Here is a 13,001-nt window from a genome sequence, read left to right as displayed (position 1 = left end):
TATGGTATCCATCTGGCCGTTCCTTTCTCTAGGACCGTAAGTTGTGGTGACCCACGATTCTAGGGAACGGCCGGGCCTCCCGGCGCGTCGCCGGGAGGCCTTTTACACCAAAATTAGTGACGCGACCTCATTTGGGCCGTGCTGCCAAGGTCTGCTTCAAAAACCGCCATTCTTTTGGCTGATGCCGCGGGATGTGTTTGAAAAGCTGCCACTCAATGGGCGATCTGCCAAAAGCAACAGGCCGCTCGATTGATGCGGCGGGAATTTGTTCGAAAGGCGCCGATCAATGGCTGAGCCTGTTGCGATATGCAGCAAAAGGGTGCCTTGTTCGTCGCAGATCCCATCGAAGTCTACCCGACACGTGCCGCGGCATGCACCAAGAGCTGCCGTTCGTTTGCGTCTATGGGATTGGTTCCCATGGGGCTCTAAAAGTTGGGCGGGAAGTTCGCTTCAAGCGTAAAGGGCTGAATAATCGCGCCAGTTTTATTTAGCGTGCGAATCGTTTTTTTGGCTTTTTCACTATATATAGATAATGGTTCGATCGAGTCCCCATAAATTGCCCCCATTTTCTCCCACCACAGGTGCGTTGCGGTTCTTTAAGCTCTCTACCTGCGGGTTAAACAGTTTCGTCACAATTAACCCCTTTTTTCAGAAAAAAGTCCCGCCCCTTTTCTACGCGATCATCGAACAGGGAAGGGCGAGTTATTGACGCAGCGCTGTTTTTAAACACAACATCTTGTGTTTCATTGAAAGCGTTAAACGGGACGGATGGGGTGTGGCGTGGGGCGGTGGGGGGACGGTGGGGGAGAAAGTGGGAAAAAGTGTTGCGAAAAGTGCCCACAGACCATAATATTGAAAGCGTCGACAGCGGGGTGGCTCCCGCATTCGCCCACGAGTAAGCCTAGGGGGTGTGCAGCAGTGTATTTAAGCGGTACGTACGAGCGTAATCTCGATGCTAAAGGCCGCCTTTCTCTGCCGCCCGCCTTCCGTAAGCAGCTCAGTGAGAGTGTGCGTGTGCTTCCCGCTCCTGAAAAGGAAGTCGATGCCCTGTATGTGTTCACCGAGGACACCTTCAAGGCTTGGCTTGACGCCGTGTTCGAGCGAGATGGTGGTTACGACCCCACCCGCAAAGATCATCGTGCTGTCAGAAGCGGACTGAATGGTGCGGCAACCACACTCGAAATAGACTCCGCCGCACGTATCAGCCTGCCGGAGGCAGACCGCAACCGGGTGAATCTCGATCGCGAGGTAACAATCGCCGGTGACGGCGACCGCCTTACGATTTGGAATCGTCAGGCTTACGCGGAGCATCAGGCCGATGTCGATGACGCTCTGGCGAACTTCTTCGATCGCTAGTCGACATCATTAACGGCGCCTAAGGAGACATGTATGGGAGAGGGCACTTTGACACCTGAATATCGGCATGAACCCGTAATGCTCCCCGAGGTGCTCGAGGGCCTTGATCTCAAACCCGGGTCCGTTGTGTGCGATTGCACGCTCGGCGGCGCTGGTCACTCGGTGAAGATGGCCGCGCAGGTGGGGGAGACTGGCCTGCTTCTGGGTATCGATCAGGATGACATGGCGCTGGAGGCCGCGGGAAAGCGACTCGACACCGAGGCTCCTGGCACCCCACATAAGCTGCTCAAGGGCAACTTTGGAGACCTGGACCGCCTGCTTTGCTCGGCACAGGTTCCTGGCGTGGACGCCTTCCTGTTCGACCTGGGCGTATCGAGCCCGCAACTCGATTTCCCTGGAAGGGGCTTTTCGTATCACGAAGATGCTCCCTTAGATATGCGGATGGATGCGAGTAACAATCCCTTAAACGCAGCTGAGGTCATAAACACGTATAACGAAGCAGACCTCGCTCGCATTCTTCGCGTGTACGGCGAGGAGAAGTTCGCCCGGCAGATCGCCCGCGAGATCGTTCGCGTGCGCGCCGAGAAACCGATTCGCACCACGTACGATTTCGTGGACGTTATCAAGGCGGCGATCCCCGCTGCGGCGAGGCGTCACGGAAAACATCCTGCGCGTCGCAGCTTTCAAGCGATCCGCATCGAGGTCAACCATGAGCTCGATGTCTTGGAGAGCGGCTTAGAAGCGGCGATTCGCTGGGCAAATCCTGGCGGTCGTATCTGTGTGATTTCGTATCACTCGCTTGAGGATCGTATCACCAAGCGTCTGTTCCAGGAAAAGAGCCAAGGGTGCATATGCCCGCCGGATATTCCGGTTTGCGTGTGCGGTCATGTGCCGATAGTCAAGGTCATTACCCGAAAACCCCTGGCTGCGTCTGCCGAAGAGGTAGAGCGCAACCCGCGGGCGAGGTCTGCGAAGATTCGCGTTGCCGAGAGGATTTAATAACTCCGGCAAGTCCATCGAGCAGCCCTTCTCCGCGCACGTTTAAACGAACTTGAAATGTAGCACCACGATGTTGAAGGAGGGGTTGCAGCCATGGCTTATCGCGCTTCAAATGCCGCATACGCCTATGATATGTACGAGGCGCAACCCGTCTCCTATCCCAATCGCACGGCAGCTCCGGCTCCGGTAGCACCCGAACGTCCGCGACTCGATGTTGTATCGGGCGAGGGCCTCGAGGCCAACCAGGCTGTAAGCCCATACTTCACGCATGTCATGAAGCTTGCCTTCGTGTTCGTGGCGCTCTTCTGCATTGTGGGCTTTGCCCGTATTGCGCTCGCTGGCGCAACTACCGCTCTTCTCAACAACAACGCACAAGCGGCGACTTCACTTGAGCAGGCGCATCAAGAGAGCTCGAACTTGCAGGTCATGCGCTCCGTCTACGGTTCCGAAACGCGCATCCGCGATCTTGCTACCGGAACACTTGGTATGGTGAGCGCTGGGGACGACGACACTACCACGCTCGATTTCTCGGGCGATCAGACGGCGGATGCCGGATCGGATGCTGCTTCTGCGGAGCAGGCGCCTGCTGCCGAATAACCGTGATAGGATGCTGTAGTCAAAAGCTCTAGATCCCGGGTGCTTCATGCCACAAAATCGAAACCACCATAACAACGATGCCGTAACGCGTCTTCGGACCTCGCAGTCGGCCCAACGTAGCGCTATGCGTGCTCGCAGGGCTACACCGAAGACCGACCTGCTGCATGCGGACGTGTCACATGAGCCTGTGTCAAGGCGCACGTTCGTTTTGGCGCTTCTTGGCGTTGCGGGCGCTGCATGCGGATTCCAGCTTGGAAGATACCAAGTGTTTGGTGACGATCGTGCCGAGAATGAGCTGTATTGGCGCCGCGTCTACAACCAGACTCTCTACGCCAAGCGTGGAACTATCTACGATCGCAATGGCAATGTCCTTACTTCGAGCGAGAACTGCTATGACATCGCGGTTAACCCAAGTCAGGTCGATAAGAAGAACAAGGTAATCCGCGCCTTGATGGATGTCTTGGATGTGGATGAGGAAACCTGCAATGCGGCGGTCAACGGACGCTCCTATACCTATATCCAGCGAAAAGTAGATACCGAGGAGGGCGAGAAGCTCGAGAAGTACGGCCTTGCCGGCATCGTGCTTGAGCCCTCTATGAAGCGCGTTTATCCCTTTGGGAGCGCCTGCGCCCAGCTGCTGGGCGTAACCGATACCGAGCATAATGGCATTTCTGGACTCGAACTCCAGTATGAGGATACGTTGATGGGCACAAACGGTTCCATCGTACGCGAGCATGCAGCCGATGGCAGCTATGTGGCGGGCGGTGCCTACAAGAAGGTGGCTGCAAAAGACGGTGCCGATATCGTTTTGACAATTGACGTCAATATCCAGCAGGCGGCGGAGGAGGCTCTGGCCGAGGCTGTCGAGCGAGCGGACGCGAACTATGGTTCCATCATCGTGTCCGACCCTCGAACTGGTGACATCTTCGCAGCCTGCTCGTATCCCACGTACAATCCCAGCGATCTTTCGACTGCGCGTGCCGAGGATATGAATCTACGCGTCGTGACCGATGCCTACGAGCCCGGCTCCGTTTTCAAGACGTTTGTATGCGGCATGTCTATCGAAGAGGGCATCGCCGGTCCCGATACGACCTACGAGGTCCCTTCGACTGTCAAAGCCGGCGACGACGACGTGTATGATTCCGATTTACGTGATTACGCCATGACCATGACCATGCGTGAAATCCTACGCCGCTCTTCCAATACCGGCATGGTGCTCGTGGGCAAGCAAATAGGAGCCGACCTCTTTGGCAAATATATAAAGAAGTTTGGTTTTGGCAAAAAAGTAGGGGTCGATTTTCCCGGTGAGAGTTTGGGCATCGTTAAAGACCGCGACGAATACGATGGCGCAAGCGTCGCCGCTATGTCTTTTGGTCAGGCAATCTCCCTTTCTCCCGTGAGTGTGCTTCACGGTATGAGTGCTATCGCGAACAAGGGCATTATGACTGTTCCGCATTTTCTCAAGTCCTGTGGCGGCGAGGAAAAGGACTGGTCGGATAAGGAAAAGCGCGTTTTTTCCAAGGAGACCGTTAGGCAAGTTGCCGATATGATGAAGACCGTTGTTGACGAGGGAACGGGTACGCTTGGCCAGGTTCCCGGCTATGACGTGTCGGGAAAAACGGGCACCGCACAGCGCGCGAGCGAGGATGGCGGTTATCAAAAAGATGTCTATATGTCTTCGTTTATCGGTTTTGCCCCCACAGACGACCCCCAGGTGATGGCCTATGTGACGCTCGATGGAACGCCCTATATCTCCACGGCTGCCGCACCGCCCTTCGCCACCGTTATGGAGAGCGCTTTGACTATTTTGGACATTCAGCCCACTTCATAGAAGCTGGACTGCGCTGTTTGCGCCCGCATTCACACAGGGCCTGCACCACAAAGGTGCATGGCAACGGTACAATAATCGGCTGGAATATTGGCTCGCAAAGGAGCATGCATGATAGAAATCGCAGTCAAGGACATTGAGCGCGTGTGCGATGTGCAGCGCAAGTCCGGTGACGAGAATCGCATTTGTAAAGGGTGCGTTATCGATTCGCGCCAGGTTCAGCCCGATTCGATCTTCGTCGCCTTTTCGGGCGAGCGCGTAGACGGAAACTCGTTTGCGCCTGCGGCCATCGAGGCCGGCGCCGGAGCAGTTGTTCTTACGGTCGAGCCCACGTCGGATTTGATTGACCTTGCAAACGAACATGGTTGCGCGCTGTTTACCTGCGAAGACCCAATGGAGTTCTTGCTTTCCCTGGCGCACCACTACCGCATGGGTCTCAATGCCACCGTTATCGGCGTGACGGGTTCCATCGGCAAAACCACCACGAAGGACTCGTTGGCAAAGATGCTTGCCTGCCGTTACCGTGTCCATGTGACGAGCGGTAACTTCAACAATCTCATCGGTATGCCCTTGACGATTCTTGCAGCACCTGCCGATACCGAGATGCTTGTGCTCGAGATGGGTATGAACGCCACGGGCGAGATCGCTCGTCTTACGGCATGCGCCCGCCCGGCTTACGCGGTGATCACCAAGGTGGGCACGTCGCACATCGGCATGCTTGGCAGCCGCGAGAACATCGCGCGCGCAAAGGCCGAGATAATCTCTGGCATGGTGCCTGCGCGTGAAGGCGAGACCCCTCTTCTGGTCATGAATGGCGAGGACGATTTCACCCCGTTTATCCGCAGGGGATTTGCCGATCCTGCCGGTGTCGATGTGCTTCTGTGCGGCTCGGCTGCTAGCGACGACGTGCGTGTGAGCGATGTTCGCGTGAGCGATGAGGGGCAGCCCTATTTCACGCTCACCTTTGCTGATGGCACTTCTCTGGACACCCATGTGGCCCTTCCCGGTGCGCAGGCTGTTATCAATGTTGTGTATGCTGCTTCCATTGCTCATCGTTTGGGTGTGAGCGCCAAGGAAATCGATTCGGTCTTGACGTCTCTGCAGATCACCGGTCGTCGTCAGGAAGTTCGCCGTGCCGCCTGCGGCGCTCGCGTCATCGACGACACCTACAATGCTGCCCCCGAGTCGATGGCAGCTGCCCTTGACCTGCTGTGCTCCTTGCCGTGCGAGGGCGCTCGCATTGCCATTTTGGGCGAGATGGGCGAGCTTGGCGACGACACGGAGCGCCTTCATGCCCTGACGGGCGCCTATGCCGCCGCTAAGAAGCTTTCGACGCTCGTATGCGTTGGCGGCGAAGCCGCCGCTGCGATGGCTGCCGCTGCAAAGCTCATGGGAATGCCCGACGATCAGATCTTCATCGTGAGCGATACCGATCAGCTTATCGAGCGCTTCTCCTCGTCATTCTGCGCGTCCGACTTGGTTCTTGCCAAGGGCTCTCGCGCCGTTGGGCTCGATCGTTTTGTTGAGGAGGTCTGCGCATGCTAGGCAACGCGTCTTACCCCACGTATCAGGCTTTCTTGGCTCTGGGCATCGCCGCTCTTATCACGATTGTCCTCATGCCCCTGTGGATTAAGATTCTCAAGTACGAAAGCATCGGTCAGCAGGTTCGCGCCGATGGCCCCAAGCGCCACCTCGTCAAGCAGGGAACGCCCACCATGGGCGGCGTGGTGATTCTCATCGCCATCGTGCTCACCTGCTTGATCATGGCAAAGCACACGACCGAGATGTTGCTTGTGCTTATCGCTACGGTTGCCACTGGCGTGCTCGGCCTGATTGACGACCTCACGTCGGTAACGCACGGGCGCTCGCTTGGCTTGACGCCGCGCGCCAAGATGTTTGGCCTTACCCTGATCTGCATCATCTTTTGCTTGGGTGCCGTCAATTTTTGCGGAGTTCCCGCCGAGGTGCGCTTTCCGGGCGGTTTTGCCATCGATCTTTCCGTGCTCTCTACGACGTTTGACGTTGCGGGTACGCCATTTACCGTGCCCTGGCTTTTTGTTGTTTTTACTTGGCTTTTGATCGCTGGTTTCTCCAACGCCGTCAACCTTACGGACGGCCTGGACGGACTCGCCGGCGGCACGTCGATGATCGCCTTGCTTATCATGGCTGCCATCGCGTTTCTTTGCGGTGATTCCAACCTTGCTATCTTTGGCGCTGCTGCTGCGGGCGGATGCCTTGGCTTCCTTTGGTTTAACTGCTATCCAGCGAGTATCTTTATGGGCGATACCGGTTCTCTTGCTTTGGGCACCGGCTTTGCCTGCATGGGCATTGTCACCAATACCGAGGTGTCTTCGCTCATTATCGGTGGTCTTTTCATCGTCGAGGCGCTTTCTGTCATGATTCAGGTCGTGAGCTACCACTTCACCAAGAAGCGCGTATTCCTCATGGCTCCCATTCATCATCATTTTGAGCAGAAGGGCTGGGCGGAGACCAAGGTTGTCATTCGTTTTTGGATCGTGGCCGCCGCCTTTGGCGCGCTCGGTCTTGCTCTTTTCTTCCAGCTGGGATAGTGATTTCTTATGCCATTGCCGCAGACGTTCTCGCTTCTGGTCTTAGGCCAGGGCTCTTCGGGTCTCGATGTTGTCCAGTGGGCATGTTCCCATCTGGGCGACCGTGTATCTGACGTAACCATGTACGGTGGAGCAAAAGCGCAGCCCAACGATCGCACTCGCGAGCTTGAGCGTGCGGGCGCTCGCTTTGTTTTTGGCACCGAGGACGTCGAGGGTGCATACGACATCTGCGTTTCCAGCCCCGGTATTTCTGAATTTAGCGACTTTTTTGCCGCCGGCCGTGCTCATTCGAATGAAATTATGGGCGAGCCCGAGTTCGCCTTCCGTCTTTCGCCGAGCAACTGGTGTGCGGTGACGGGGACCAACGGTAAGACCACCACTACGTCGCTTGTCGACCATCTGCTTCGTTTTGCCGATATCCCCAGCGTTGCCGTTGGCAATATTGGCAACCCTCCTATTAACGAGGTCGATGGCCGCGCAGATGGCTCCTGGTTTTGCGCTGAGCTTTCGAGCTATCAGATTGCCACCACAAAGGAGCTCCATCCGCGCGTAGCGATTCTGCTCAATATCACGGACGACCATCTGGCATGGCATCGTACGCACGAAAACTATGCCGAAGCCAAGATTCGCTTGTTCCAGAATATGGACGAGTGCGATCTGGCTATCGTCGATGTCGAGGACGAGGGCAACATGGCCCATCGCGATGAGATTTTCAAGTCCGGTCGACGTGTGCTTTCGCTCTCCTGCGAGGACAGCGGCGCCGATGACGCTGCCTTTGTGCGTGATGGTCGTATGGTCGTGCGCCTGGCGGGCGTGGAAAACGAGCTGGTTTCCACGGCGGACTTGCAGATCGCCGGTCACCACAATGTTATCAACGCATTGGCCGCGGCCGCAGCAGCCCTCGCTTGCGGCACTTCTGCGGCTTCGGTGCGTGCGGGGCTTGTGAACTTTGCGCCGCTCGAGCATCGTATCGAGCCCGCAGGCTCTATCGCGGGCGTTCGCTTTTACAACGATTCAAAGGCAACCAACACCGACGCAGTCGAAAAGGCCCTCACGGCATTTCCTCGCGACCGCGTGATCTTGCTTTTGGGCGGTCACGACAAGGGGACTCCCTTGGAGGATTTTTCGCGTATCGTGTGTCAGCACGTCGTTGCTGTTGTTTGCTTTGGCGAGGCTGCCGAGCGCTTTGAGCACGCGCTTGAATTTGCCGGCGCAAAGGGCAGCGGCGTGACGCTTGCGCGCGCGGAGCATATGCGCGATGCCGTTGACGTTGCTCGTACACTTGCCCATGCTGATGATGTTGTGCTGTTCTCTCCCGCCTGCTCTTCGTTTGACGAGTTCTCTGGTTACGAAGAGCGTGGACGCGCATTCAAATCCTATCTCGACGAGCTTCGTGCGGCCGATGCCGCTGCTATCGAGGGCTAGGGGAGAGCGTGCGAGAAACTAACGCTGGCATGCGCGATGGATCGGCGGGGCGAGCCCAGGGCGCTGTGAAGCGTCATAAGGGCGACCGCGTGACGCGCGATGCCTCTCCCGAGCATTCTTCCTGGGGCGATAAGCTAATCGCGGGCGTTCCCGCCCGCATTATGCGTCCACGCCTTGTGTTCATTGCTTGCCTTGTGGCGCTTGTCGCCTTTGGTTTGCTTATGGTTTTCTCCGCATCTTCGGTCGAGGCCCTGTCTGAGCAAGGCGATGCTTTGTATTTCTTTAAACGACAGTTCGGCTTCGCTGCTGTAGGTTCTGTGCTGTGCGCACTCATCTCGTTTCGCGCGATACCGTGGGATTTCGCTACAAAAACGCTAGCAAAGGCCGTTTGGGGCACCCTTACGTTCGTCCTTCTGCTGGTCCTGTTTGTTGGTGCTGGCGCCGGTGGCGCGAGGCGCTGGATCAGGCTTTTTGCAGGTTTCCTGTTTCAGCCCTCTGAGTTCATCAAGCCCTTGATCGTCATCATGGTCGCGGGTGTGCTGGACGTTTTTTACAATAAAGAACAGATCGATTCCAATGGCCTTTTGAAGCAGCTTGCGTTTGTTGTTGGTGTTCCCGCGCTGCTCATCCTGTTTGAGCCGGACACGGGCACGTTCATGATTATTTTTGCCACGGTGTTCGCGATGCTTTTTCTCTGCGGCCTTTCATGGAAGGTGGTTTGGGGCGCCGTCGGCTTTATCGTGATTCTTTTGGTGGGCATGATTGCGCTTACCCCGTACCGACTTGAGCGATTCTTGGTGCAATCCGACCCTTGGCTCGATAAATACGGCAGCGGTTTTCAAGCCACGCTCGCTATTATGGCGTTTACCTCGGGCGGTCTGTTCGGGCGCGGCATCGGCAACTCTACGATGAAATACAGTTATCTGCCCGAGGCCCATAACGACTATATTTTCTCGATCATCGGCGAAGAGCTTGGTTTTGTGGGCACCATGCTGTTCTTAGCTGTCTTTGCTGTGCTTATCTACGCTGCATTCCAGATTGGCCGCCAGGCACCTGACCTCAAGGGGCGTATGATTGCGCAGGGATCTGCCCTTATGCTCGCGCTTCAGTTCTTTATCAACGCTGCGGGCGTTTTGAACATCATTCCCATGTCGGGAAAGACAATGCCCTTTATCAGCTATGGCGGATCGTCGATGATATCCTCCCTCATTTTGGCCGGCTTGATCATTCGCGTGTCCGTCGAGAGCAACGCTCGCACCGTCTACGATGCTCGTCGTCGTAGCTTTGCCGTTATGGACGAAGATGAAGACGTTTCCGATCATATCGGTGTGAGTACTGCGGGCCGCGTTCGCACGCGTTCTGGCCGTGCGGTGTCGAATGGGCGAGCGGGATTCACGGTGATGGACGGAAAGAGCGCCCAGGAGCCCCGCACCCGCGCCGCTCGATCGCAGGGCTCCTACTCAAGAAGACCTTCTTCTCGCACTAATGGGGGATGGAACCGAGTTGATTTGAACGCCGACCCCACCGATCGCCTGCGCGGCGATGGGCGTGATGGACAGCCGCGTCGCAGGTCGGATTACAGAAGGGACCGTTATGACCGATAAGATGTCGATTGCAATTGCCGCCGGCGGCACCGCCGGCCATGTCAATCCCGCGCTTGCACTGGCAGACGAACTCGCCTCACGCGGGCACGACGTTCGTTTCTTTGGCGAGACGCGTCGTCTCGAGGGCAAGTTGGTTCCCGAGGCCGGATTCGACTTCTTTCCGGTGGAGGTGACTGGTTTTGACCGTGCGCGCCCCTGGACGCTTATCACTGCTCTCGCACATCTTTCGCGCGAGGAGCGTCGTCTGGTGCGCACCTTCAAGCAAAATCCTGCTCTCAAGCCCGATGTGGCGATTGGCTTTGGCGCCTATGTCGAGCTTCCTTTGGTGCGGGCAGCGGCAAAACTCGGTATCCCTGTGGTCCTGCACGAGCAGAACTCCGTTCCCGGCCTTGCCAATAAGCAGTCCGCAAAGATCGCAAGCCTTGTTGCGATCGCGCAGCCGAGCGTGCGCCCCATTTTTGAGCACGCGGGTGCGAAGCGTATCGAGTTCACGGGCAATCCCGTGCGCGCTTCCGTGCTTGCCGGCGATCGGATGCGTGGGCGTGAGGCGTTGGATATTCCGCACGATGCTACGGTGCTTTTGGTCTTTGGCGGCTCGCTTGGCGCCAAGCATCTCAACGAGCGCATGGCTTCGCTTAAGTCTGAACTCTTAGCACGCGAGAACCTCTATGTGGTTCATTCCACCGGTGCGGACGGCTATGATGACACGGCGGCAGCGCTTGCCCTTACCGAAACCGACAAGCATCGATATCGCCTGATGCCTTATATCGACAATATGGGCGATATGCTGAGCGCGGCAGACCTTGTTCTTTCCCGCTCCGGCGCTTCAAGCGTCGCCGAAATCGCGGCTCTGGCCGTTCCTTCTGTGCTCGTGCCGTACCCGCTTGCTACGGCCGATCATCAAACGACCAACGCTCGCTTCCTGGTTGATGCGAACGCCGCCGTTATGTTTGCCGATGCCGATATCGATGGCGAAAACTTCAAGCACACCGTGCTTGAGCTGCTGGATGATCCTGCTCGCCGTGCAGATATGCACGACGCGGCGCGCGGACTTGCACAAGATCGGGCTGCTTCGACTCTTGCTGATGCCATAGAGGGATTGCGCAGATAACGCATCGCTTTGGTCTGTCTGGACGAGTTGCGGTACAGTAAGCAGGTTGAAGATTGTTTATTCGCTGCAAGGAGTAGATGGACCTATGGCAGATATCCAGAATGCATCCAGCGAGCCGACGTTTAAGCGCGCCCACTTTATCGGGATTGGCGGCGCTGGTATGAGCGGTATCGCTCTCGTGCTGCACGAGCGTGGCTTTGTCGTGACGGGTTCCGATCTTAAGACCTCTCGCTATATTCGCCAGCTCACGCGCGCCGGCGTCGATATCCACGTGGGCCATGATGCCAAAACCATCGATGAGGTACAGCCCGATGTCGTGGTTGTCTCCACGGCTATTCCCGAGTCAAATCCCGAGTTGATTCGTGCTCGCGAATTGGGTATTCCCGTTTGGCCCCGCGCAAAGATGCTTTCTGCCTTGGGCCATGGCCATACGACGGTTGCCGTTGCGGGCACCCATGGCAAGACGACTACGTCTTCCATGTGCGCCACGATGCTCGATCGCATGGGCCTTGACCCCAGCTTCTTGATCGGCGGTATCGTCGAGGGCTATGACACCAACGGTCGCAATGGCTCGAGCGAGTATTTTGTATGCGAGGCCGATGAATCCGACAGCTCGTTTTTGTATCTCGACCCCAATGTGGTGGTTGTTACCAACGTTGAGGCCGATCATCTTGATCACTACGGCTCTCTCGAAGAGATCGAGGCTACGTTCGTCAAGTTCATGAAGCTCGTGGGCGAGGACGGAACCATCATTGTCTGCGGCGACTCCCCGCGTCTGGCCGAGCTCGCTCACAGCACGGGATTGCATGTCATTACCTATGGTTTTGCCAACGAGAACGACGTCGTGGTCAAGCCCGATGCCTGTACGCATGCGCTTGGCGGCAGCTTTGTCGCTACCGTGGACGGCGTGCAGCGCCGCGTTTCCATCAAGAACAATCCGGGCCGCCACAATATGCTCAACGCGTGCGCGTCCCTCATCGTTGCTTCCGTGCTCGGCCTCGATGTCGATGCTGCGGCAGCTTCGCTCTCCACGTTCGATGGCGTCCGTCGCCGTTTCACCCACGTGGGCGATACGCGCGGCGTTTGCGTGGTCGATGATTACGGTCACCATCCCACCGAGGTGGGCGCTACGCTCAAGGCCGCAAAGACGCTCGACTTCAAGCACGTTGTTGTGGTGTTTCAGCCGCACCGCTATTCGCGTTTGCAGGCGCTTGCCAGCGATTTTGCCGATGCCTTCGCCGATGCTGATGCCGTTATCCTGATTGACGTATTCTCGGCGGGCGAGATGCCCATCCCCGGCGCTACCTCCAAGATGCTCGCAGACCTGATCGCTGAGCGTCATCCTGGAAAGCCCGTATTCTATGCCCCCGACCGTCCGGCGCTCATGAAGCTCATCGACGAGAACGCGCATGAGGGCGACCTGTTGATCACTATGGGTGCGGGCGACGTTACCGCGGTGGGTCCGGAGTATCTTGAGCATGCTCAGGAGCAGTCGAAGGACGCGCAGTAGG

General features: G+C 57.1%; 10 protein-coding genes. All 10 read left to right on the top strand.

From position 1 onward, the window contains the following. The first annotated feature begins 918 nt into the window (after positions 1-918). The 10 genes from HF320_RS05670 (at position 919) to murC (ending at position 13,000) form a co-directional block, all read left to right on the top strand. On the top strand, positions 919-1,356 hold the full coding sequence (locus HF320_RS05670; RefSeq protein WP_040220313.1) for a division/cell wall cluster transcriptional repressor MraZ: 438 nt from the start codon (positions 919-921) through the stop codon (positions 1,354-1,356). Positions 1,357-1,389: 33 nt separating this feature from the next. Next, positions 1,390-2,355 carry a 16S rRNA (cytosine(1402)-N(4))-methyltransferase RsmH gene (rsmH, locus tag HF320_RS05665; protein ID WP_022386999.1) on the top strand — a complete coding sequence of 322 codons (966 nt, stop codon included), beginning with the start codon at positions 1,390-1,392 and terminating at the stop codon, positions 2,353-2,355. A 93-nt stretch (positions 2,356-2,448) separates the two neighbouring features. Next, entirely contained in the window at positions 2,449-2,952 is a 504-nt protein-coding gene (locus tag HF320_RS05660) for an FtsB/FtsL family cell division protein (protein ID WP_169277409.1), read from the top strand. Positions 2,953-2,998: 46 nt separating this feature from the next. After that, positions 2,999-4,783, top strand: a complete 1,785-nt coding sequence (locus HF320_RS05655; RefSeq protein WP_248276609.1) for a peptidoglycan D,D-transpeptidase FtsI family protein — start codon at positions 2,999-3,001, stop codon at positions 4,781-4,783. Positions 4,784-4,891: 108 nt separating this feature from the next. Then, a complete protein-coding gene (locus HF320_RS05650) occupies positions 4,892-6,325 on the top strand; it encodes a UDP-N-acetylmuramoyl-tripeptide--D-alanyl-D-alanine ligase (protein WP_169277408.1) in 1,434 nt (477 codons plus the stop codon). Further along, a complete protein-coding gene (gene mraY, locus HF320_RS05645) occupies positions 6,319-7,350 on the top strand; it encodes a phospho-N-acetylmuramoyl-pentapeptide-transferase (protein WP_040220318.1) in 1,032 nt (343 codons plus the stop codon). The genes HF320_RS05650 and mraY overlap by 7 nt, the downstream gene beginning before the upstream one ends. A gap of 9 nt (positions 7,351-7,359) precedes the next feature. After that, positions 7,360-8,775, top strand: a complete 1,416-nt coding sequence (gene murD, locus HF320_RS05640; RefSeq protein WP_169277407.1) for a UDP-N-acetylmuramoyl-L-alanine--D-glutamate ligase — start codon at positions 7,360-7,362, stop codon at positions 8,773-8,775. Positions 8,776-8,783: 8 nt separating this feature from the next. Beyond that, complete coding sequence (locus HF320_RS05635) at positions 8,784-10,379, top strand: FtsW/RodA/SpoVE family cell cycle protein (protein WP_169277406.1); 1,596 nt, start codon at positions 8,784-8,786, stop codon at positions 10,377-10,379. Continuing rightward, a complete protein-coding gene (gene murG / locus HF320_RS05630) occupies positions 10,369-11,490 on the top strand; it encodes an undecaprenyldiphospho-muramoylpentapeptide beta-N-acetylglucosaminyltransferase (protein ID WP_169277405.1) in 1,122 nt (373 codons plus the stop codon). The genes HF320_RS05635 and murG overlap by 11 nt, the downstream gene beginning before the upstream one ends. Positions 11,491-11,575: 85 nt before the next feature. Then, positions 11,576-13,000, top strand: a complete 1,425-nt coding sequence (gene murC, locus HF320_RS05625) for a UDP-N-acetylmuramate--L-alanine ligase (protein WP_169277404.1) — start codon at positions 11,576-11,578, stop codon at positions 12,998-13,000. Position 13,001: the final 1 nt, after the last annotated feature.

Origin of the sequence: Collinsella acetigenes, assembly GCF_012844445.1 — a bacterium.
GTDB classification, from domain to species: domain Bacteria; phylum Actinomycetota; class Coriobacteriia; order Coriobacteriales; family Coriobacteriaceae; genus Collinsella; species Collinsella acetigenes.
The sequence above is the reverse complement of the archived record's forward strand: the minus strand, read 5'-3'. Positions and strand labels throughout refer to the sequence as shown.

Excerpts from the sequence above, each read along its gene's own strand:
- rsmH (WP_022386999.1), top strand. The coding sequence starts at position 1,390 with ATGGGAGAGGGCACTTTGACACCTGAATATCGGCATGAACCCGTAATG.
- HF320_RS05660 (WP_169277409.1), top strand. The coding sequence starts at position 2,449 with ATGGCTTATCGCGCTTCAAATGCCGCATACGCCTATGATATGTACGAG.
- HF320_RS05655 (WP_248276609.1), top strand. The coding sequence starts at position 2,999 with ATGCCACAAAATCGAAACCACCATAACAACGATGCCGTAACGCGTCTT.
- HF320_RS05650 (WP_169277408.1), top strand. The coding sequence starts at position 4,892 with ATGATAGAAATCGCAGTCAAGGACATTGAGCGCGTGTGCGATGTGCAG.
- mraY (WP_040220318.1), top strand. The coding sequence starts at position 6,319 with ATGCTAGGCAACGCGTCTTACCCCACGTATCAGGCTTTCTTGGCTCTG.
- murD (WP_169277407.1), top strand. The coding sequence starts at position 7,360 with ATGCCATTGCCGCAGACGTTCTCGCTTCTGGTCTTAGGCCAGGGCTCT.
- murG (WP_169277405.1), top strand. The coding sequence starts at position 10,369 with ATGACCGATAAGATGTCGATTGCAATTGCCGCCGGCGGCACCGCCGGC.
- murC (WP_169277404.1), top strand. The coding sequence starts at position 11,576 with ATGGCAGATATCCAGAATGCATCCAGCGAGCCGACGTTTAAGCGCGCC.